Here is a 23,100-nt window from a genome sequence, read left to right on the forward strand (position 1 = left end):
ATGCCCATCATAGCTCTCGGTGGAAGATTTGTGATAGCGATAAGCGTCTTTCCAACCAGTTCTTCAGGCTCATAATAAGCGTGAATACCGCTTAAAATGGTTCTGTCTGTGCCTGTTCCGTCATCAAGAGTAAACTGTAACAGTTTCTTTGACTTCGGTACTGCAACACACTCTTTAACCTTTACTGCACGGAAATCTGACTTACTGAATGTATCAAAATCAACAAATTCCTCAAATAAAGGCTCTACCTTTACCTTAGAAAAATCAATCTTTTCAGACTCAGTTTTTACATTTTTTTCAGGTGCTTCAGAAGCTGTATTATTTACATCATTTTTCTTATTTACACCATCTAAGGACTTCATTGTCGGGAAAAGCAGCACGTCTCTGATCGCCTGACTGTCAGTAAGAAGCATGCACATACGGTCGATTCCGAAGCCGATTCCGCCTGTAGGAGGCATACCAAGCTCCAGAGCATGCATAAAGTCTTCATCTGTTGTGTTTGCTTCCTCATCTCCCTGCGCCAGAAGCTCTTCCTGAGCTTTAAAACGCTCGCGCTGGTCAATAGGATCGTTCAGCTCGGAATATGCATTTGCCATTTCCCATCCGTTCATAAAGAACTCAAAACGCTCTACATAATCCGGATTTTCCGGTTTTTTCTTTGTAAGCGGAGAAATCTCCACCGGATGATCCATAACAAAGGTAGGCTGGATCAGATGATCCTCTACAAACTCCTCAAAGAAGAGATTCAGGATATCGCCCTTCTTATGGCGCTCCTCATACTGTACATGATGCTCGTCCGCTGCTGCTCTTGCTTCTTCCAGGGTATGGATCTCATTGAAATCAACACCTGAATACTTTTTAACAGCATCAAGCATGGTAATTCTTTCAAACGGCTTGCCCAGATCCATCTCAATTCCGTTATAGGAAATCTTTGTTGTTCCCAGAACTGCCTGGGCAACATAACGGTAAAGATTTTCTGTCAGATCCATCATGCCGTGATAATCTGTATATGCCTGATAAAGCTCCATCAGTGTAAACTCCGGATTGTGACGGGTATCAAGACCCTCATTACGGAATACACGTCCGATCTCATATACTTTTTCAAGTCCGCCTACAATAAGGCGTTTCAGATAAAGCTCCAGAGAAATACGGAGCTTCAGATCCTCGTCAAGTGCATTGAAATGTGTTTCAAAAGGTCTTGCAGCGGCTCCGCCTGCATTGGAAACAAGCATAGGAGTTTCCACTTCCATAAATCCTTCGCCTGCCAGATAAGTACGGATAGCGCTTAAGATTTTGGAACGTTTGATAAATGTATCCTTTACTTCCGGATTCATGATAAGATCCACATATCTCTGACGATAACGAAGATCTGTGTTTGTCAGACCGTGGAATTTCTCCGGAAGAATCTGGAGGCTCTTGGACAGAAGAGTAACCTCTGCAGCATGAATAGAGATCTCGCCTGTTTTTGTGCGGAAAACCTCTCCTCTGATGCCGATCACATCACCTACGTCAAGTTTTTTGAAATCTTTATAAGCTTCTTCTCCCAGGCTGTCTCTTGCCACATAAGACTGGATGCTTCCCTCCAGATCCTGTACATGACAAAAAGAAGCTTTTCCCATTACACGTTTGGACATCATACGGCCCGCTATTGTAACTGTCTGACTTTCAAGCTCATCAAAATGATCTTTAATTTCCTGGCTATGATGTGTCACATCATATTTTACGATTTTGAAGGGATCTTTCCCGTTTGCCTGCAGATCTGCCAGTTTTTCCCGGCGTACCTTCAGCAACTGGTTCAGATCCTGTTCCTGCTGCTTCTTCTGCTCTGCCACTTCCGTGCCTCCTTGTTTTTGTAAATATTCTGCGTTTGCTTCCTTCGTGCTTTTCTTCCTTCCTCTCATCTCCGAAATTTCCCTGCTTCGCAGGAAAACGTCCTTGCGGACTTCCTATTTCGTCGATGTACGCTCGGGTGAAAGAAAATACTCACTTCGTTCGTGCTTTCTTTCCTTCCTCGCTACACGTTGCGCTGGATTTCCAGAACTTTGTACTTCATGATTCCCGCAGGCATTTCAACTTCCACAATATCCCCTGTATGAGCGCCGATCAGCGCTTTTCCTACCGGAGACTCATTGGAGATTTTGCCTTCCAGGCTGTTTGCCTCTGTGGAACCTACGATTTTTAATTCCATATCTTCTTCAAAGTCATAGTCATGGACTTTTACCTTACAGCCTACGCTGATACGGTCCAGATCCACCTCGTCCTCAACAACGACTTCTGCATTCTTCAGTATTTTTTCAATTTCTTCAATACGTGCTTCGATGTCTCTCTGTTCATCTTTCGCTGCATCATACTCTGCATTTTCCGAAAGATCGCCCTGCTCTCTGGCTTCTTTGATTTTTTCAGCTACTTCTTTTCTTTTTACTACCTTTAAATCATGCAGCTCTTCCTCTAACTTTTTAAGTCCTGCATAGGTTAGTAAGTTTTTCTTTTCTTCCATATTACCTTACTCCCTTTCAATATCCGTAGACTATTGGACATCAGCTCCCAGATACGTAATACCGCCCAAAAGGCAGTCTTATTCTAGGATATTCACAATTTCAGTATTATACCCAAATATATCTCTGTTGTCAAGCGGAAAAGCGCCCGATTCTCCCCTGTTTCAGGCAAAAATCCGGCGTTTTTTATTGCAGATTATTTCCCAGATTCTGTTCTGTCATGCGGTCCAGAAGCACTTCCAGCTCCTGATAGCTGGAAATAAGATTTGACTCTCTTCTGAGCCCGGCGCTGTGTCTCATGCCAGCCGTATACCAGGCCACATGCTTTCTCATTTCCCGGATTCCTGTAAACTCTCCTTTTTTCTCGATCTGCCAGCGTGCGTGACGCAGTATCACTTCCCGGATTTCCTCAGCGGATGGCCGCCCGAGCTTTTCCCCTGTAGAAAAATAATGGTTCATTTCTCTGAAAATCCAGGGATTTCCGCGAACTGCCCGCCCGATCATCACAGCGTCGCATCCGGTTTCTTTCAGCAAAGCTTCTGCTTTTTCCGGGGAATCCACATCTCCGTTTCCAATTACCGGAACCGAAACTGCTTCCTTGATTCTGCGTATTGTATCCCAGTCTGCATGTCCGGAATAATACTGCTGTCTTGTTCTTCCGTGGACTGCAATGGCGGCTGCACCGGAATCTTCCATGATCTTTGCAATTTCTACCGGATCTACAGGAAATCCTTCAAACCCGATTCTCATTTTTGCTGTTACAGGCTTTTTAACCGCGCCGGAAACAGCAGTCACGATTTTTCTGATCAGTTCCGGATTTTTCAAAAGAGCAGAACCCTCTCCATTATTTACAACCTTCGGAACCGGACAGCCCATATTAATGTCCAGAATATCAAAAGGCTGATCTTCAATACTTTTTGCCACCTCAGCCATCAGCTCCGGTTCACTGCCAAAAAGCTGAAGAGACACAGGATGCTCTGAAGGGTCGATCTCCATAAGAGCCGCTGTATTTTTATTATGAAAAGAAATTGCTTTTGCACTGACCATTTCTGTACAGAGAAGACCTGCCCCCTGTTCCTTGCAAAGTCTGCGAAACGGAAGATCCGTTACCCCTGCCATGGGTGCCAGCACAAAAGGATTTTCTATTTCAACCTGACCGATTTTCCACATCATATCCATAAATCAGTCTCCGTTTTCCACAGAATCCACAGCTTTTCCCTCTGAATCTTCGGATTTATCTTCTGTTTTCTCATCCTCCGGCGCTTCCCCAAGGAAAAATACGCGGTAATACATTTCCAGAGATTCCAGAAGCTCTCTTTTTTCGCTCTGAAGCTGCTTGATCTTTAAAACGCTTCCGATTTCATCATACATGGCATCTGCATCAAGCGCCTCTGTCTTAAACTGAAGATTTCCCTCTTCATCAAACTCCAGTGTCAGAATTCCTCCGATATCCTCTGTATAAAGAACACACATAATCTGCAGTTCCTGTTTTACCGCATCCGGCAGAGAACTGAAATCCTGATTAAAATAATACTTCTGCTCATAAGCGCTGGCGCCGCAGAGCACAATTTTATCCTGATACATTCCTGAATATTCCTCCTGATGTTTCTCTTATTTCGTTAGCGTTCACAGTAACCTGGTCAAAATACATTCCAACTCACTCTCGATGGTGACATTTTGCCCTGTATGTCTGGGGATTTTGGCAATACATGCCAAAACACCTGACGGAATAGTACCGTGTGAGCAGTAATGACTTATCCCTGTACCATTTACAGAATATGTCTCTTCTGTATGCATCTGAAAACAACATTACACATAGCTGTACAAACCTCTTACCGACACCTCGCCGGCACGGACGGTCTGTATTGTACCCTGTTCGTCCTTTACCAGAAGCTCTCCCTGTTCATTAATTCCCAGGGCCGTTCCCTCCCAGGGCTGATTCGGATCAAGAATACGGACAGGCTGATTCCTGTTTGCCAGAAGCTTATTATATTCTTCCACCATTCCGGAAAGGCTGCAGGTCCGGATAAACGTCTCATAATTTTCTTCAAAACATTCCAGCACCTGAGCCAGAATCTGAATCCGGTCATATGTCTTTCCGGTTTCCAGATAAAGAGAAGTCGCTTTGTCCTGAAGCTCAGACGGTATTTCTTTTAAATTCACGTTAATCCCCACACCAATAACAACTTCCCGTATCTTAGTCCCGTTCAATCCCATTTCTGTAAGAATTCCACAGATTTTTCTTCGGGACATTACCACATCATTAGGCCACTTAATCGAAACCTCTATTCCGGTTTTCTGCATTGCCTGAGCTACGCTCAGCCCCATCACTACAGTCAGCATTGAGGCGTACCCGGGTTCAAACTCAGGCTTCAGAAGAAGAGACATCATAACAGAACTTCCTTCCGGCGCCTGCCAGCGTCTTCCCAGACGGCCTTTGCCCGCGCTCTGAAATTCTGCCACAGCCAGCGTTCCATGAGGCGCGCCTTCCTGAGACAGTCTTTTTGCCCATTCATTGGTAGAATCTGTTTCTTTTGCAAAATGGACGGTTTTGCCCGCCCATTTTGTCCTGATTTCTTTTAAAATTGTTTCCTGATCATACATTATCTGTTCTCCGGCTCTCCCAGAGTTGCAACCATTACAGCTTTAATCGTATGCATACGGTTCTCTGCCTCGTCAAATACAAGAGACTGTGAGGATTCAAACACCTCGTCAGTTACCTCCATGTCTGTCAGATTAAAGCGTTCGCCCATTTCCTTTCCGATCTTTGTTTTAAGATCATGAAAAGCAGGAAGACAGTGAAGGAAAATTGCCTTCTCTCCGGCATTTTTCATAACTTCCTTTGTTACCTTATAAGGAGTCAGATCACGAATGCGCTCTTCCCATACCTCATCAGGCTCTCCCATGGATACCCATACATCTGTATAAATTACATCTGCATTTCTGGTTCCCTCTTCTACATTTTCTGTAAGGGTAATACTTCCGCCTGACTCTGCAGCATAGGTGCGGCAAAGCTCTACAAGCTCCTTATTTGGGAAATATTTTTCAGTGGTGCAGGCAACAAAGTGCATTCCCAGCTTCGCGCAGGCGATCATAAGAGAATTTCCCATATTATAACGGGCATCTCCCATGTATACAAGACGGATTCCTTTCAGTTCCCCAAAGTGCTCGCGGATAGTAAGCATATCAGCCAGCATCTGTGTCGGGTGATACTCATTGGTCAGACCGTTCCATACCGGTACTCCCGCATGAGCGGCAAGCTCCTCAACAATTTCCTGTCCAAAGCCTCTGTACTCAATTCCATCGTACATTCTGCCAAGAACTCTGGCTGTGTCTGCAATACTTTCTTTTTTGCCGATCTGGGAGCCTGAAGGATCCAGATACGTGCTTCCCATACCAAGATCATGAGCAGCTACTTCAAAAGCACATCTGGTTCTTGTACTTGTTTTTTCAAAAATAAGCGCAATATTTTTTCCTTTGTAATACTCATGAAGCTCTCCGGCCTTTTTCTTTGCTTTCAGATCTGCTGCCAGATCAATAAGATAGCGGATCTCATCCGGTGTAAAATCCTTCAGTGTCAGGAAATTCCGTCCCTTTAAATTCATAATAACCTCTCCTCTTTTATCTGATTGCTCCTGTAAAAAATTCAGATCATTCCTGATCCGGAACTATTTTCTCCAGAAGCTCTTTTTTATCATCTGTAACAAATTCCTTCAGAGATGTGGCAAGACCTGCCAGTCCCTGGATTTCGGAAGGAATAATGATCTTTGTTGCTCTGCCGTCTGCAGCCTTTGTAAACGCTTCCAGACTTTTCAGAGTAAGAACTGCCTGATCGGCTCCTGCTTCACGGATCATTCGGATACCTTCTGCATTGGCATTCTGAACTTTAAGAACTGCCTCAGCCTGACCTTCAGCTTCACGGATCATACGCTCCTTCTGTGCCTCGGCGCGAAGGATAGCCGCCTGCTTCTCTGCCTCTGCGTCAAGGATCGCAGACTGTTTTTTACCTTCCGCCACAAGGATCGTAGATCTCTTTTCGCCCTCTGCAATAAGGATCGCTTCACGGCGTTCACGCTCTGCCTTCATCTGTTTTTCCATTGCATCCTGGATTGCTGCGGGAGGAATGATGTTTTTCAGTTCTACTCGGTTGACCTTAATACCCCATGGGTCTGTAGCCACATCAAGAGACGCCCGCATTCTGGTATTGATCACTTCACGGGAAGTCAGTGTCTCATCCAGTTCCATATCACCGATAATATTACGGAGTGTTGTTGCAGAAAGATTTTCGATAGCCATGATCGGATTTTCCACACCGTAGGCAAAAAGCTTCGGATCTGTGATCTGGAAAAACACAACCGTGTCAATCTGCATTGTTACATTATCTTTGGTGATTACGGGCTGCGGCGGAAAATCCACTACCTGCTCCTTTAAATTAACCTTACGGGCCACACGCTCGATAAAAGGCATTTTAAAATGGATACCCGTATTCCATGTTGTTTTATATGCGCCAAGACGTTCCAGAACAATAGCATATGCCTGGGGAACGATCTTAATGCAGGATGCCGCAACCAGCAGCGCAATGATTCCTACAATAACAATAAAAACAAGAAATGACATAACTAACCCTCCTTTACTTCCTCTACAATAAGTTTCACACCCTGTACCTCTTTGATCACCACCACTGCCTTTTCCGGAATCTTCATTTCATCAGATTCTGTTCTTGCCATCCATTCCACATCTCCCACCTTCACCTGTCCGGTCTGGTCCAGGTTACTGATTTTCTGGATAACAACAGCCTTTTCTCCGATCAGTCTGTTTACATTAGTCCGCTCTACGCCTCTGTTCATATACCGTACCGCCAGAGGTCTGGTAAAAATCAGAAGTATCACCGACACGGCAAAAAACAGGATCCACTGAACTGCCTGACTGGCCCCCAGACCTGAGGCAACTGCTGCAACTAAAGCGCCACCTGCAAACCAGATGGTTGTCAGTCCCACAGTAACTGCTTCAATAACCAGAAAAAGCGCCACAATTCCAAGCCACATGAATGGTTCCATAACAAACTCCATGAAATTCCTCCCTTCCGTAAAGCATTTCAAGAGGTATGCTTAACCTCTCCGCTGTCTTGCCGCCTCATACATCAGTATCCCGGCAGCCATAGCTGCATTCAGAGATTCCACCTGACCGCACATGGGAATCCGTATCAGACAGTCTGCCGCTTCTGCCGCTTCTTCTGTCAGTCCCTTTCCCTCATTTCCTATGAGAAAAGCAGTTCCCCCTGTATAGTCTTCCTCATGATAGGCATTTTTACCCTGCAAATGAGCGGCAAAAAACCGAATTTTCCTGTCCCGGAGCATCTCTTTCAGGGATACCACATCTTCCACATACACAAAGGGCATTCTGTATACTGATCCCATTGTAGCACGGATCACTTTGGGATTTGTAATATCCACACAAGTTTTTGTAAGAAAAATACCATCCACGCCAGCGCCCTCCGCTGTACGGAAAATGGTTCCCGCATTTCCCGGATCCTGCAGATCCTCCAGAACCATGATCAGAGGTTTCTTCCCTTTCAGAATATCTTCAGGCTCATAAGACGGCTTACGAAGAACAGTCATAACTCCCTGAGGTGTCTGTGTATCACTCATCTGTCTGAAAACAGAATCTGTTACCGCCTCCCATTCTGTCCGGGAAGCTTTTTCCATCACCTCAGTGTCCTGTTTTTCCACAGTCTCTGACACATAAACCTTTTCAATCCAGTGAAGAGGCGCCTCCAGAAACATCTTTCTGCCTTCTGCAATAAAAAGTCCCTGTTCCCGTCTTGCCTTCGCCTTCTGATTCAGTTTAATGATATTTTTTACCTGATTATTCTGTAAACTGGTGATCATGGAACTCTCCTTTTTATACACAATAGAGGCCGCCTGACGGTAGCCTCCGTTGTATCATAATTTATTTATTTTTTTGCATGTTTATCATAGTTATGAGAAAGTGAATTGCAGATTTCCCACATATATGGAGAAACATCTTTTTTCATTGCAAGAGCTTCATTGATATCAAAATCAACAAACTCTCCGTGACGATAGCCTACAACACGGCAGTTTTTGCCCGCAACAAGAAGATCGACTGCAAGCGCACCCAGCATAGACGCATATACACGGTCCTTACATGTAGGGCTTCCGCCTCTCTGCATGTGACCCAGGATAGTTGCCCGTGTCTCGATTCCTGTAGCTGCTTCAATACGTTTTGCCATAGCTTCAGAATGACCGATACCCTCTGCATTGATAATAATGTGATGTTTCTTACCTGCCTTACGGCTGGCAATAATATTATTGATCAGTTTCTGCTCATCATAATCATATTTTTCCGGAATCAGAACGTCCTCTGCGCCATTGGCAATACCGCACCACATTGCAAGGTAGCCTGCGTTACGTCCCATAACCTCAATGATACTGCATCTCTCATGAGAGGTAGAAGTATCACGCACCTTGTCAATAGCTTCCATTGCTGTATTTACAGCTGTATCAAAGCCAATTGTGTATTCGGTACATGCAATATCCAGGTCAATGGTTCCCGGTACGCCGATTGTGTTGATTCCAAGATTTGCAAGTTTCTGAGCTCCTGCAAAAGAACCGTCTCCACCGATAATAACAAGACCATCGATTCCATGCTTTCTGCAGATCTCAGCGCCGCGCTGCTGTCCCTCTGCTGTACGGAATTCTGAACAGCGTGCAGTATACAGGATTGTACCGCCGCGCTCAATTGTATCAGACACATCTTTGGCAGACATATCTACAATTTCTTCATTTAACAGACCATTATATCCTTTATAAATACCCTTTACATTTAATCCGCTGCTCAGTCCTCTTCTTACAACAGCACGGATCGCAGCATTCATTCCCGGCGCATCTCCTCCACTGGTCAGTACACCGATGGTTTTTATCGTTTTTTCTGCCATGATTTCATTCCTCCATCTTCCGGATTTTCTGCTTTCGGCGCAAAAAACCCCATCTGTTTTACACATATTCGGTTTATAGTTTATAGCATTTTCAGAAGTTTTTCAATACTCTTTCCAAAAGTAAGTATGAATTTTTCGCCTTAAACATTATGTTTTTGCAATGCTGATTATTTTGATCCAAAACAAAAAATAAGGTAATATACTTCCAACTGTACAAGCCAACAGACCTTAAAGTTTTGCGTATCATTCTCATGTGTGCTGTGATATAATTTTATTGCTGCCGAACCTCCAGCAGGAAGGAGGTGCTGTTCATGTTTGAAATCATTATCTCATTTCTTGTTTCTGTCACAGCAGGTATAGCCAGCTACTATATCTGCAAATGGCTGGACAGAAACAAAAGGCAGTAACAGCCTAAAGGTCTAAGCCGCCTTACATAAATGGAACAGAAAACCCCGGAAGTGGTCGAGACTTCCGGGGTTTTCGTTTTTTGCTCATGCTTGATTATCTCATTTCTTAGCTACTGTTAGCATATGCTATTCTGAGTAAAAAGTCAACCTTATTTTCAGGGAATGTTCTGGTATCATTCTAGTATCACAGCATATCAAAAATATTGGATTTTCCACATTTTCAAAAGTTTTTCAATACTCTTTCCACAACTTTAACATTGGAGCTGCCATATTTTGCCTTCATCTCTTCTGTCCAGGAATCCGTGATCTGCACGTGATATCCTGCCGGAAGCCTCTTCATGGCATTGACATCCTTCAGATAGATCACAACACTGCTCTTTCCCGGCACCGAACGCAGATTTCTCAGAAGCTCTTCCTCATTTTTTCCATAATCATCCCTGTCCTTAAACTGGATCCATACTTCTTTTGGCATTTCGTCAAAGGAACGTACTTTTTCCAGAATCAGCTTGGACGCCCTGTCATCACCTGCATCCACATGTCCCTGAACAAAGACTCTTGCATCCTCATTCAGATATTTCTGCCATTTTTCATAATCTCTGGGGAAAACAACAACTTCTACTGTTCCCACCAGATCTTCCAGGGTAAAAAACGCCATGACCTTGCTAGTTTTTGTATATTTGATTGTTTTATCCGCGATCATTCCGCCTACGATCACTTTCTGACCGTCTGGGATCCCTGGGATCCCGCCTTCTTCATCCGCCTGGAAATCCGTTGTTTTTGCAGAGATCATTTTTTCCATCATACTGCTGTAACGCTCCAGAGGATGTCCGCTGAGGTAAATACCAAGAACCTCCTTTTCATAGGAAAGCAGGGTATCCTTATCATATTCTCCCACATCAGGCATACGGATCTCAAAATCTTTTTTTACATCCTCTTCCGCAAAGTCAAAAAGGCTCATCTGTCCGGCAACGGTATTCTTTTTGTCCTGGGCAATACTGTCCACGATCTGTGCGTAAACGGTCATTTTCTGTCTTCGGTTGCCTTCCAGACAGTCAACTGCTCCTGCTTTGATAAAATTCTCTATAGCCCTTTTATTCACAACTCCTGTCAGCCTCCGAATAAAATCCTTCAGCGACAGATACGGGCCTCTGTTTTCACGTTCCTCCACAAGAGCCTCGATCACAGGCCGCCCCACGCTCTTGATGGCAGAAAGTCCATAGCGGATTGCTCCATTATCTACAGAAAAACCATAGATACCTCTGTTTACATCAGGAGGAAGAATCCTGATATTCATCTGGCGGCATACCTGAATATACTCAGAAACCTTATTGGGCATTTCTATTACAGACGTCATAAGCGCCGCCATAAATTCTACCGGATAATAATACTTCAGATAAGCAGTCTGATAGGAAACCACAGCATAAGCTGCCGCATGAGATTTATTAAACGCATATTTTGCAAAATCGATCATGTCATCATAAATCTTATTGGCTACTTTTTCCGGAATCCCATTGGCAATACAGCCTGGAACTCCTTCCTCCTGATTTCCGTACACAAAATTCTGCCGCTCTTTTTCCATAACAGAAGCCTTTTTCTTTGACATGGCGCGGCGCACAAGATCGCTTCGTCCCAGAGTGTAACCAGCCAGATTCCGGACGATCTGCATAACCTGCTCCTGATACACAATACAACCGTAAGTAGGTTTCAGAATGGGTTCCAGCTGAGAGCAGTCATAACTGATGGTATCCGGTCGGTTTTTGCCCCGGATATACTGAGGGATAAAGTCCATTGGACCCGGACGGTAAAGGGAAATACCGGCGATCACGTCCTCAAGGCTTTGCGGCTTCAGCTCCTTCATGAAGTTTTTCATTCCCGCACTTTCCAGCTGAAACACACCGTCTGATCTTCCTGTCCCCAGAGAATCCAGAACCTTTTTATCATTGTAATCGATCTGCTGCATATCCAGAAGTTTTCCAGTTGTCCTCTCGATCTGATGAACAGCATTCTGAATGACAGTCAGCGTACGAAGCCCCAGGAAATCCATTTTCAGAAGTCCCAGTTCTTCCAGTGTAGTCATAGTAAACTGTGTGGTAATAGAGCCGTCCTGCGCTCTGGATAAAGGTACGTACTCATCCACATCCTTCTGGCTGATCACCACACCTGCCGCATGCATGGACGTATGCCTTGGAAGCCCCTCCAGACGTTTTGCCGTATCGATCAGCCCGTGGATATCCTCCTGCTCTTCATAAGCTTTGCGAAGCTCAGGATTCATCTGAAGAGCCTTGTCTATTGTAATATTCAATTCCTGTGGAATCATTTTGGCAATGGCGTCTACCTGAGCATAAGGCAAATCAAGAACCCTGCCAACGTCACGGATCACACCTCTGGCAGCCAGTGTTCCAAAGGTTACAATCTGAACCACCCGGTCTTTTCCATATTTCCGAACAACATAATCAATGACCTCCTGCCTTCTCTCAAAGCAGAAGTCCACGTCAATATCAGGCATGGAAACTCGTTCCGGATTCAGAAATCTCTCAAAAAGAAGGTCATAACGGATGGGGTCAAGCTGGGTAATTCCCAGAGTATAGGCCACAAGACTTCCTGCCGCAGAGCCCCGCCCCGGCCCTACCATAATGTCATTGTCACGGGCATATTTGATAAAATCCCATACAATAAGGAAATAATCCACATAACCCATGTTTTTAATAGTAGAAAGCTCATAGTCAAGGCGTTCCCAAAGTTCCCGGGTAACAGGCTGATAGCGTTCCTCAAGTCCCTCAAAACAGAGCTTGTTCAGGTATTCCCAGGAAGTATAGCCTTCCGGCACGTCATACTTGGGAAGTTTTGTCACCCCAAATTCGATTTCCACATGACATCTTTCTGCAATCTTATGAGTATTTTCCAGCGCCTCTGTGGCATAAGGGAACAGCATTTCCATCTCCTGAGGAGATTTCACATAATACTGTCCTCCTTCATATCTCATACGGTTTTCATCTGCCAGCTTCTTTCCTGTCTGAAGACACAGCAGAACATCATGAGGCTGGGCATCCTCCGCCAGAGTGTAATGCACGTCATTTGTCACTACCAGATCGATCCCTGTTTCTTTGTGCATTTTAAGAAGCTGCTGATTTACAGTCTGCTGCTGAGGAATCCCATGATCCTGCATTTCCAGAAAGAAATTTCCCTTTCCAAAAATATCCTGATACCGAAGCGCGGCAGCTTTTGCATCCTCGTACATTCCTCTTGTAAGATATTTGGCCACCTCGCCTGCCAGGCAGGCGCTGAGAGCAATAATTCCCTCATGGTACTTTTCCAAAACCTCAATATCTACCCTGGGTTTATAATAAAAGCCTTCTACAAAGCCTTTGGAAACAATCTTCATCAGATTGCTGTAGCCCTGATTATTTTCTGCAAGAAGCACCAGATGATAATAACGGTCCTCACCGCTTCCTGCTTCTCTGTCGAACCGGGACCCCGGCGCCACATAAACCTCGCAGCCCAGAATGGGATTGATCCCTGCTGCCTTTGCAGCCCTGTAAAAATCAATCACTCCATACATAACGCCATGATCCGTAATAGCCGCACTGTCCATCCCCAGCTCTTTTACACGGGCCACATATTCCTGGATCTTATTGGAACCGTCCAGAAGACTGTATTCTGTATGAACATGAAGATGTGTAAAATTCATAATCTGCTCCTTATTTCTTTGTCTGATAAATCCTCCGGTCTCTGATCTCAATCTTTCCTTCTTTCAGAAGATGGCCTACCGCTCTCTTAAAAGCGTTTTTGCTGAGCCCGAATTCTCTTTTTATCACCTCCGGTGATGCCTTATCGTCAAACGGCAGCACACCTGCAAACTCTTCAATGATCTGAAGGACGCTTTCCGCATCCTCATTGATCTGAATATAAGCTTTCTGGCGATCGGACACATTCAGCTTGCCGTCTTCCTTAACTGCAGAAACACGAAGATCCATAACAGTTCCCGGACGATATTTTCCCGCAGCCTCCCTTGCAGGGATCAATGCGGAAAATCTGTCGTCAACTGCCACAAACACACCAAAATTATCACTTACCTGATAGATACGTCCCCTTACCTGATCTCCTTCTTTATAAGGAGATTTTTTCTCAAGATATGGGTACACCTTCATTGTTGCACACAGACGGCTGCTTTTGTCCACATAAAGGGCTACCAGACATTCCTGTCCTTCTCTTACCCGGACAGTCTGCTCATGATAAGGGAGAAGCAGATCCTTCTCCAGTCCCCAGTCAAGAAAAGCGCCGATTCTTGTTACCTGGCGCACCTTCAGAACAGCAGTCTGACCTACTGTAAGCACAGGTTCCCTTGTTGTGGCAATCAGACGGTCCTGTGAATCTTTATAAATAAATACTTCCAGGCAGTCGCCTTCTTTCGTTCCCTGAGGTACCTGCTTTACCGGAAGAAGTACACGGCTTTTCGCATCCGCCTCCTTATTTTCTGCCAGATAAACTCCAAATTCTACGGTTTTTACTACAAGGAGCTTCTGTTTCTTTCCTATTTCTATCATTATAATCCTCCAAAATATGCTTCTGAATATCTTTCTTACGCATCTGATACAAACCAGCAGCTTTATGAGTGTTATTGTATCATAAAACATCTTTAAATAACAGAAAAAACTGCCGTTTCCGGCAGTCTCTACTTCTTCTCCTGAAATTCCAGCAAGGATGCAACATCCACTCCAAGAACTTTTGCAAATACAAACAACTCATAATCCGCAACGAATCTTGTTCCGCTTTCTATTCTGCTGATGCTGTCCCGTTCCAGCATCACTCCCTCTACCTGAACCCTTGCCGCCAGATCATTCTGGGACATGCGGTTCTTTACTCGCAGTTGACGAATCATGTCGCCGCTGACATTTTTCTTTCCCTGATAATCGTAAATCTTCATGTATGCAAGCTCCCCGATATGTGGTAATCTTCAGTAATTTTCCTGACATTACCACACATATCCCGGAAAGATATGCTAAAGTTCAGCATACAGAAAGTTTTTTATTATTTGCTTTTATTCTTGCTATCAATATATAAACCCCAAATTTTTTTCAATACAAAAATATAGCAGAAATTTACGCCACAAAATTATGCATAATATACAAATATCAAAAAAATTATGCAAACTCTATTGACAAAAACAAACAAAGAATATATGATATAAACATCATTTGAGAACGTTCTCAATTATCAGACAAAAATTAGGCGTTTATTTTTTTAGAAATATTTGAGAACGTTCTCAAATAATCTGAGGTGAACAATATGGGTGAAGATCGAGCTATTACAATTGATGATGTGGCAAGGTTAGCTGGCGTTTCCAGGGCAACCGCAGGGCGCGTTGTGGGAAATTATGGAAGTGTATCTGAAAAAGCTAAAGAAAGAGTTCTGGAAGCTGTTAGACAATTAGATTATCAACCAAATCTTATCGCCAGAGGTCTTAGATCACAGTCAACGAAGACAATCGCAGTTGTTATTGGAAGTATCAGAAATACATATTCTACAGCATTAGTATATGCAGTGGAGAAGGAAGCTCAGAAGAAGGGCTATAATGTTCTGATATGTACAACGCATGAAGATATAGAAAAAGAACTGAAGCATCTCAAAGATCTGAACAGCAAAAAAGTAGATGGTGTAATTCTTATGTCAGCATACAGAGCTGATGGCAGTATGGATGAAAAATACAGAGAATTTTATATAGGAAAGCTGCCAATCGTTTTTGTAGACCGAAATATACCAGGAATCAATCGAGATGTGATACAGAGCGAAAATTTTGACGCTTCTTATAAAGCGACACAGTATCTTTTGAATATGGGACATAAAAAAATCGGTATTATTGCCACATCGAATTTCTCTACAGTTCAGGAACGCATTAAGGGATATAGAGCAGCTCTCACAGATGCAAAAGTAAAATTTGATGAAGCACTGATAGCCAGTGTAGATGAGCTTTCAGATAAAATGAGCAGAAAAGTCTGCCATAACTTCCTGAAAGAACATTCAGATGTTACCGCATTATATATTTTAAATAATAGTCTTTGCAGTGGAGTTTTACTGGATTTAAAAGAAAGACATATGAAAATTCCGCAGGATATTTCACTTCTGGTGTGGGATGATGAGGAATATAATGAACTTTTGGATATTACAACAATTGAACAGCCAATTACTGAAATTGGAAAACAGGCTACCAGACGTTTATTTGAATTAATTGGTGAACCAGAAGAAACCATTGATTATGAATGCAAGAAGTTGAATCCAGAGCTTATTATTCGCAAATCATGTACAGTGCCTAATCAAAGTAAGTAATTCCATAAGGATTACATATAAAAATAAGTTATAAAAAAGGAGGAAGAAAAATGGATTTAATTATGGGAATGAACAGTGGATCCTCATTTGATGGAATTGATGTGATTCTGGCTGAAACTGAAATGGCTGAAGATGGATTCCCAAAGGCACCGCGTTTTATTTGTGGAGGGTCTTATGAATGGCCAAAGGAAGTTGCAGATATTGTCCAGAATGCATTTGTCAACAAAGTGGATATGGTTGGACTGAATCGTCTTAACTATCTGTGTGGAGCTGTATTTGCAGAAAAAGCAGCGCAATTTATGAGGGAAAATAAAATTGATTCAAAAGAGATAAAGGTTCTGGGATTGGATACACAGACAATATATCAGGAACAGCCAAATCATGCAGCAATTACTAATATGACAATAGAGGAAAAAGACAATTGGGTAGGACGTTGGTTATCAGGAAATTATCCCTGTGGAACCCAAATGGGTGACACATCTGTTATTGCTAATTTGATAGATATTGATACAGTTACCCATTTCCGTCCGGCAGATCATGCTTCTGGTGGTGCAGCGGCACCTTTGATGCCATACTTGGATTACATTCTTTTCAGAGATAAACCGGGATATACGATGACATTAAATATTGGGGGGATTGCAAATCTTCATGTTGCAAATGCAGACAGACGAAGAATGTTTGGATTTGATACAGGTCCAGGAAACATTATTTCAAATTATATGTGCAAAGTATTATTGGGACTGGAATATGATAAGGATGGTGTAATTGCGGCATCCGGTAAAGTGGACGCGAGTCTGATGGACCATTTTATGAAGCATCCATTCTGGGACAGACCTGTACCTCGTTCCGGATGGTCTCAGGATTACAGTGAAGAATATATTAAGGCAACTATTCAGAAATTCAGTTTCTTACCAAAAGAAGATCTCCTTGCTACCGCATGTGCATTTACAGGTGAAGCAGTTGCAAGAAGCATGAAAGAAAATGTACCAGAGGATATTATCAAATCTACCGACAAACTTTATGCAAGTGGTGGTGGTGTTAAAAATCCTCAGATCATGAAAGAAATCCAGAAAAGAGTTCCTGGTAATATCAAAGTAACAACCTCTGCTGAAATCGGCATTCCGCCGGAATACAAAGAAGCAATAAAGTTTGCGACCATTGCTTATTCAACGATTCATTGCGTACCAGGCAATATTCCAGCAGCAGGTCATGCATCACAGTATGCGATTCTGGGAAAAATCGCAGTAGCACCTCATCATATCAAAGGTGGTCCAAAACTGTAAACACATGTTTATCATAACATGGAAATTAATAATAATCTATAAAAATTACCATAAATTGGAGGAAATACATATGAAAAAAAAATTTATTAGCATTTTATGTACAGCAGCTATAGCAACATCGCTTTTTACAGGCGCAACTGTTGTCTCAGCAGCAGAAAATAAAGAGGCGAAAGACATTACAATTGGTGTGTCTTTTGGACAGAATGTACACCCATTTTTTGTGGCAATGCAGAAGGGTATCGAACAGGCATGTACAGATCTTGGGGTTGAAAACTGCAATATTCTTGCAGCAGACAGTTCTCTGGAAACACAAGTTTCACAGATTGAAAATCTGGTTACCAAGGGATGTGATGTCCTTCTTCTGAATCCGTATGATTCTGATGGTGTGGTAAATGCTGTACAGGCTGCAGCAGAAAAAGGTGTTGGCATATTTACTATGGATGTCGACTGCGAAGGCTCTACATCATTTGTAGCTTCTGATAACTATAAAGTAGGTGAAATGCTGGCAGATGCAGTAATTGAGCAACTGGATGGAAAAGGAAAAATTGCCATTATTGATGGTATTACTGTAACATCTCTGAAAGACAGAACAGAGGGATTTATGGATAAAATCAAAGACACAGACATTGAGGTTGTTGCAGAACAGCAGACCGCACATGCAAGGGATACCGCACTGGCGTCGGCAGAAAACATTCTCCAAGCAAACCCAGATATAGATGCATTTGTAGGTGTTAATGAAAACTCAGGAATGGCTATCTTAAGTGCAGCAACTTCTGCAGGTCTGAATAATCTTTATATCACAACCGTAGATGCAACCGCGGAAAATATGACAGCAATTCGTGATGAAAAAGTAGCAATTGGTGTTTCTCAGGATCCATATAAAATGGGGTATACAGCTGTAGAGCAGGCAATCAAATGGTGCCAGGGGGAAGAAACCGAAAAGTTTATCGAGGTTCCGGTAGAGTACATGGATAAAGATAATATTCAGGATTTCATCGACCGCGAAAAGGGATATGGAGTTGAAGTAGAATAAGATATTCTCATGTTAATAAGAAACCATCTGCATAAAGCAGGTGGTTTCTTAGAAAAGGGGTGAAGATCAAATGACGTCTCAGACAATCGTAAAGATGGAAGGTATATCTAAAGCTTTTGCAGGAATTAAAGCTTTGGACAATGTGCAGATAGATCTCCGGCAGGGTGAAATACATGCATTAATGGGTGAAAATGGTGCGGGAAAATCCACACTTATGAAAATTATGACAGGAGTATACAGCAGAGACAGTGGAAAGATGTATCTTCAGAACACATCGTCACAGCAGCTGGAAGAGGTAGAAATCAAATCGCCTCTTGCAGCGCAGAAATTAGGTCTTAGTATGGTGTTTCAGGAATTTAACCTTCTTGAAAATATGAATATTGCAGAAAATATTTTCATAGGCAGAGAACCATTAGAACCAGGTCGTACAGTAGATAAAAAACAGCTTCTTCAAAATGCAGTGACAGAACTGAAAAAGGTAAATCTGAATATAGACCCAAGTACTGAAGTATCAAAGTTAAGTTGTGGTCAGAAACAATGTGTAGAAATTGCAAAAGCATTATCTTTTCATGCACGAGTAGTGGTGTTTGATGAACCAACAGCAAGCCTATCTGAAAAAGAATCTCAGACATTATTTAAACTAATTAAAGATTTGAAAGCCAAAGGAGTGTGTATTGTTTACATATCTCATAGAATGGAAGAAGTTTTTGAACTTTCTGATCGAATTACAGTATTTCGAAATGGAAAATATATTGACACAGTCAATACAAAAGATGTTCAGGAAAAAGATATTATTTCCATGATGATCGGTCATGAATTAAATATTGAAAAAAATTCCGGAAGCGAATTTGTAAATAAGAATAACGTTGTTCTTGAAGTAAAAAACATACAGGTATTTCCTGGAGCAAAACCAGTTAATTTCAAACTCTATGAAAAAGAAGTTCTTGGATTTTTTGGTCTTGTAGGTGCAGGAAGAACAGAACTTGCAAGAATTATTTTTGGCGTAGATCCAATCGGAGGCGGCGAAATTTATGTAGAAGGTGGAAAAGTCAAAATTTCCAGCCCAAAAGATGCGATTCAGGCAGGTATAGGTTTAGTTCCGGAAGATCGAAAAGGACTTGGCCTGGTTCTTGGAATGAGTATTAAAGATAACATGTTGATTTCTAAAATCGGACAGTTCAAAAACTCTCTTTTAGATAAAAAAGTACTGAAAAATATCACGGGAACATTTATTTCAGATCTTGGAATCAACCTTCGTAACGAAGAACAAGAAGTAAAAGAATTAAGTGGTGGAAATCAGCAGAAAGTCGTTATCGCAAAATGGCTTGCGATGGAACCCAATATTTTAATCATGGATGAACCTACTCGAGGAATTGATATTGGAGCAAAAAGTGAAATTTATAATTTGATGCGTAAAATGACAGAACAAGGAATGAGTATTATTATGATCTCTTCAGAAATGGCTGAAGTAATGCAGGTAAGCGACCGTATTCTTGTTATGCATGAAGGAAGTATTTCAGGGGAATTGACCGCAGAAGAAGTGACAAGAAATAATATTATGCAGGCCGCATTTGGAGGTGTAAAAAAATGAAGAAAAAGAAAATAAATATTAATGGATTAAGAGAACTTCTCTTAGTGGGAGTTGTACTTTTACTTTGCGTAGTATGGACAATTATGAACCCACAGTTTCTTTCTGTCAATAACATTACTAATATTTTAAGACAGGCATCTTTTACTGCCATTGCAGCAGTTGGAATGACAATGATCATTATTATTGGAGAAATTGATCTGTCAGCAGGATCGCTTGTCTGTGCAGCTGGTCTGGTAGGTGCGGTTGTGTGTAAAAACACCAATAGTGTACTGCTTGCAGTACTTGCAGCAATTCTTGTTGGTGCATTAGTTGGTCTTTGTAACGGAATTCTTTGTGCTGTAGGATGTCTTCCTGGTTTTATTGCTACTCTGGCAAGCATGACAATCCTTAGAGGCTTGGCATATATTATTACAGGTGGAAATTCAATTGTATGGTCAAATGATAACTTTACTAAAATTGGAACTGGTTATATAGGACCTGTACCGATTCCAGTTATTATCATGATCATTGCAATTATCTTTGGTGTTATGCTGACAACAAAATTCCGTTTTGGACGTTATATTTATGCGGTTGGCGGAAATATGGAAACAAGCCGCTGGTCAGGCATTCCAGTTGTAAAAGTGAAAATTCTTGTATATGTAATTATGGGTATACTTACTTCAATCGCCGGTCTGATCGTTACAACACGACTTGGATCAGGACAGCCATCAGCAGGTCTTAACTTTGAAATGGACTGTATCACAGCATCTGTTGTTGGTGGCACAAGCATGTCGGGTGGACGAGGTAAAGTAATGGGAACTGTTGTTGGTGTACTTCTCCTCACTGTTTTAACAAACGGCATGACCCTTGTGGGTATGAACACATATTGGCAACAAGTATTAAAAGGTGTAATTATTGTGGTATCAGTTCTTGCCGATACAAGAGGAAAAGCAAAATAAATATATCTTTTAATGTTAGAAGGACTATCGCAATCAAAAACGCGATAGCCCTTCTAATTTTTTATTTTACATTCTGTCCGTAATATGCATTTGCGCCGTGTTTTCTATAATAATGCTTGTCCTGAAGCTCCTGGGGAGCTGGCTTTACCTGTGGGTTAATAAGCTCGCATCGGCTTGCCATTTTTGCCACCTCTTCCAGAACTACTGCATTATGCACCGCCTCATGGGCATCCTTCCCCCAGGTAAAAGGACCATGATTTTTACAGAGAACTGCCGGAACAGCCTCATAATCCTTATCCTTAAAATAGTCGGCAATCAAAACGCCTGTATTTTTCTCGTAGGCCTCCTCAATTTCCTCTTTTGTCAGGTTGCGCACACATGGAACCTCTCCGTAAATATAGTCTGCATGAGTTGTCCCATAACAGGGAATCCCTCTTCCAGCCTGAGCCCAGCTTGTTGCCCAGGAAGAATGCGTATGTACGATTCCTCCGATATTTGGAAATGCATTATACAGAACCACATGAGTGGCTGTATCAGAAGACGGATTATACTTTCCTTCTACCGTATTTCCCTGAAGGTCAACTACCACCATATCCTCCGGCGTCAGTTTGTCATAATCCACACCGCTTGGTTTAATCACAAATAATCCCTTTTCTCTGTCGATTCCGCTGACATTTCCCCACGTAAAGGTTACAAGTCCATATTTTGGCAGTTCCATGTTCGCCTTATAAACTTCCTCTTTTAATTTTTCCAGCATTGTTCTCTCCTCCTGAATAAGTTTTACGTTATTGTTCTCTCTACTCACAGTAACTTGGTCAAAACACATTCCAAATCACCCTCAGTGATGGCATTTTGCCCTGTATATCTCGGGATTTTGTCTTATACATATCAAAACGTCTCGCAGGATAATGCCATATGAACAATAACAATTTTACACCTAAAAAACACCTGCTTACAGTATATACCTTTCTTTATAGCAAGCCAATATATTTCTGGAAAATCCTATTTATTATACTGATCTCATAACTATTCCCACGGTGCTATTCTGCCAGATGTTTTGGTGTGTATAGGTCAAAATCCCACTGATATAAAATCAATTCATCTAACGAGATAATTTTAATATCTTCGTATTCAGAAAATATTGCCTATAGAATATGATTATTAAACAGAGTATATATTTTTCAGGCATAGCAAACAAGTAAAACCGAGCTCCCCATAAAATACTGTAATTAATTACAAATCCTCTGATCTTCTACCTCACAAACTCCACTACCGCATACGGCTCTGCCTCTGTATCATTCAGTTTAATCACAATTTTATCCCCATCTACTGACTTTTCCGGACAGATCGTGTCGTGAAGCCGGGCCTGCTGCTTATATTCAGCCCGCATCTGTCTGATTTTAAAATCCACAGGAAGATAATCCATTGCCATCTGAATATACTGGCAGTTGTTTACATGGTGATTGGTATCCAGATGATGTTTCTGCACAGGAAAAGCTTCCTCTCCCGCAAAAGTCTCCGGCAGGATTATTTTTCTGGATGCATATTCCATATCCAGCTTTTCTTCCAGACCATATCCCTCTGTATATTCAGCACTGAGCTTGCAGGGCAGTCCGTTTTTCCCGTCAATAAACGTCCAGAACGTATTGGCGTAGGCAAGCCTCTCCCCTTCTGCTGTATCCATGGTAAAATTACGGAATCCCATAAATCCCCGGAATCCATAAGGCCATGTTGAAGTAACGATTTCTTCTCCCAGATACGGATAACGGTTTACAATCACCTGCCATGCAGAAAGTACCCAGAATTTATTTTTTTCCTTCAGAACCTTTACCCCAAGCCCTGCTGCCTCTGAATGGAAAGTACTGCAGTCCTGAAAATAATTCAGTATCCCAGGCAAAGTTAAAAGACCGTTTTCTCCGATTTCACTGTAGCGGACTCTTCCGCTGAAACTGTATGCCATATTACGTCCTCTTTTCTGTTTCAATACATTTTTTCTTAATTATATCCACTGAAACTATACACTGCAAGGGCAGATTTAACGTCACTGTTCACTACCTTCATAATAACTTGGTCA

General features: G+C 42.2%; 20 protein-coding genes. 5 read left to right on the forward strand and 15 right to left on the reverse strand.

All coding sequences use genetic code 11. The annotated features are described in order from the left end of the window. The 13 genes from lysS to QVP40_RS00560 all read right to left on the reverse strand — a co-directional run. A partial coding sequence (gene lysS, locus QVP40_RS00500; RefSeq protein ID WP_288200046.1) for a lysine--tRNA ligase occupies positions 1-1,832 on the reverse strand: 1,832 nt, incomplete at its 3' end. 182 nt (positions 1,833-2,014) lie between these two features. Continuing rightward, on the reverse strand, positions 2,015-2,497 hold the full coding sequence (gene greA, locus QVP40_RS00505; RefSeq protein WP_022066556.1) for a transcription elongation factor GreA: 483 nt from the start codon (positions 2,495-2,497) through the stop codon (positions 2,015-2,017). A gap of 184 nt (positions 2,498-2,681) precedes the next feature. Continuing rightward, the gene (dusB, locus tag QVP40_RS00510) at positions 2,682-3,668 is read right to left on the reverse strand and encodes a tRNA dihydrouridine synthase DusB (protein ID WP_147599983.1); all 987 of its coding nucleotides are present in this window, start codon (positions 3,666-3,668) and stop codon (positions 2,682-2,684) included. 9 nt (positions 3,669-3,677) lie between these two features. Continuing rightward, the gene (locus QVP40_RS00515; protein WP_022066558.1) at positions 3,678-4,079 is read right to left on the reverse strand and encodes a DUF6145 family protein; all 402 of its coding nucleotides are present in this window, start codon (positions 4,077-4,079) and stop codon (positions 3,678-3,680) included. Between the two features lie 225 nt (positions 4,080-4,304). Next, positions 4,305-5,099, reverse strand: a complete 795-nt coding sequence (locus QVP40_RS00520) for a biotin--[acetyl-CoA-carboxylase] ligase (RefSeq protein WP_022066559.1) — start codon at positions 5,097-5,099, stop codon at positions 4,305-4,307. Further along, positions 5,099-6,100, reverse strand: coding sequence for an ornithine carbamoyltransferase (argF, locus tag QVP40_RS00525; protein WP_022066560.1), 1,002 nt, complete (start codon positions 6,098-6,100; stop codon positions 5,099-5,101). Before argF ends, QVP40_RS00520 begins: the two co-directional genes overlap by 1 nt. Positions 6,101-6,146: 46 nt before the next feature. After that, a complete protein-coding gene (locus QVP40_RS00530; protein WP_022066561.1) occupies positions 6,147-7,112 on the reverse strand; it encodes an SPFH domain-containing protein in 966 nt (321 codons plus the stop codon). 2 nt (positions 7,113-7,114) lie between these two features. Then, positions 7,115-7,564: an NfeD family protein gene (locus tag QVP40_RS00535; RefSeq protein WP_022066562.1), complete on the reverse strand. Its 450-nt coding sequence runs from the start codon at positions 7,562-7,564 to the stop codon at positions 7,115-7,117. A 39-nt stretch (positions 7,565-7,603) separates the two neighbouring features. Further along, entirely contained in the window at positions 7,604-8,383 is a 780-nt protein-coding gene (locus QVP40_RS00540; protein WP_022066563.1) for a TrmH family RNA methyltransferase, read from the reverse strand. A gap of 65 nt (positions 8,384-8,448) precedes the next feature. After that, complete coding sequence (gene pfkA / locus QVP40_RS00545; RefSeq protein WP_022066564.1) at positions 8,449-9,450, reverse strand: 6-phosphofructokinase; 1,002 nt, start codon at positions 9,448-9,450, stop codon at positions 8,449-8,451. A gap of 627 nt (positions 9,451-10,077) precedes the next feature. After that, positions 10,078-13,545: a DNA polymerase III subunit alpha gene (locus QVP40_RS00550; RefSeq protein WP_022066565.1), complete on the reverse strand. Its 3,468-nt coding sequence runs from the start codon at positions 13,543-13,545 to the stop codon at positions 10,078-10,080. Positions 13,546-13,555: 10 nt separating this feature from the next. Then, entirely contained in the window at positions 13,556-14,401 is an 846-nt protein-coding gene (locus QVP40_RS00555; protein ID WP_022066566.1) for a CvfB family protein, read from the reverse strand. Between the two features lie 128 nt (positions 14,402-14,529). Beyond that, positions 14,530-14,781: a helix-turn-helix domain-containing protein gene (locus QVP40_RS00560; protein ID WP_022066567.1), complete on the reverse strand. Its 252-nt coding sequence runs from the start codon at positions 14,779-14,781 to the stop codon at positions 14,530-14,532. Between the two features lie 362 nt (positions 14,782-15,143). On the opposite strand from QVP40_RS00560, the gene QVP40_RS00565 reads away from it, so the two are divergent. The 5 genes from QVP40_RS00565 (at position 15,144) to QVP40_RS00585 (ending at position 21,026) form a co-directional block, all read left to right on the forward strand. After that, entirely contained in the window at positions 15,144-16,181 is a 1,038-nt protein-coding gene (locus QVP40_RS00565; RefSeq protein WP_022066568.1) for a LacI family DNA-binding transcriptional regulator, read from the forward strand. A 50-nt stretch (positions 16,182-16,231) separates the two neighbouring features. Next, positions 16,232-17,464, forward strand: coding sequence for an anhydro-N-acetylmuramic acid kinase (locus QVP40_RS00570; protein WP_022066569.1), 1,233 nt, complete (start codon positions 16,232-16,234; stop codon positions 17,462-17,464). Positions 17,465-17,534: 70 nt separating this feature from the next. After that, positions 17,535-18,497, forward strand: a complete 963-nt coding sequence (locus QVP40_RS00575) for a sugar ABC transporter substrate-binding protein (protein WP_022066570.1) — start codon at positions 17,535-17,537, stop codon at positions 18,495-18,497. A 70-nt stretch (positions 18,498-18,567) separates the two neighbouring features. Beyond that, the gene (locus tag QVP40_RS00580; protein ID WP_022066571.1) at positions 18,568-20,088 is read left to right on the forward strand and encodes a sugar ABC transporter ATP-binding protein; all 1,521 of its coding nucleotides are present in this window, start codon (positions 18,568-18,570) and stop codon (positions 20,086-20,088) included. Beyond that, positions 20,085-21,026: an ABC transporter permease gene (locus tag QVP40_RS00585; protein WP_022066572.1), complete on the forward strand. Its 942-nt coding sequence runs from the start codon at positions 20,085-20,087 to the stop codon at positions 21,024-21,026. Before QVP40_RS00580 ends, QVP40_RS00585 begins: the two co-directional genes overlap by 4 nt. Before the next feature lie 61 nt (positions 21,027-21,087). Here the strand turns inward: QVP40_RS00585 and araD are convergent, their stop codons facing one another. Further along, on the reverse strand, positions 21,088-21,783 hold the full coding sequence (araD, locus tag QVP40_RS00590; protein ID WP_138271243.1) for an L-ribulose-5-phosphate 4-epimerase: 696 nt from the start codon (positions 21,781-21,783) through the stop codon (positions 21,088-21,090). 495 nt (positions 21,784-22,278) lie between these two features. Further along, positions 22,279-22,986, reverse strand: a complete 708-nt coding sequence (locus QVP40_RS00595) for an acyl-[acyl-carrier-protein] thioesterase (protein ID WP_022066574.1) — start codon at positions 22,984-22,986, stop codon at positions 22,279-22,281. Positions 22,987-23,100: the final 114 nt, after the last annotated feature.

Origin of the sequence: Blautia sp. CAG:257, assembly GCF_000433815.1 — a bacterium.
Classification (GTDB): domain Bacteria; phylum Bacillota; class Clostridia; order Lachnospirales; family Lachnospiraceae; genus Blautia_A; species Blautia_A caecimuris.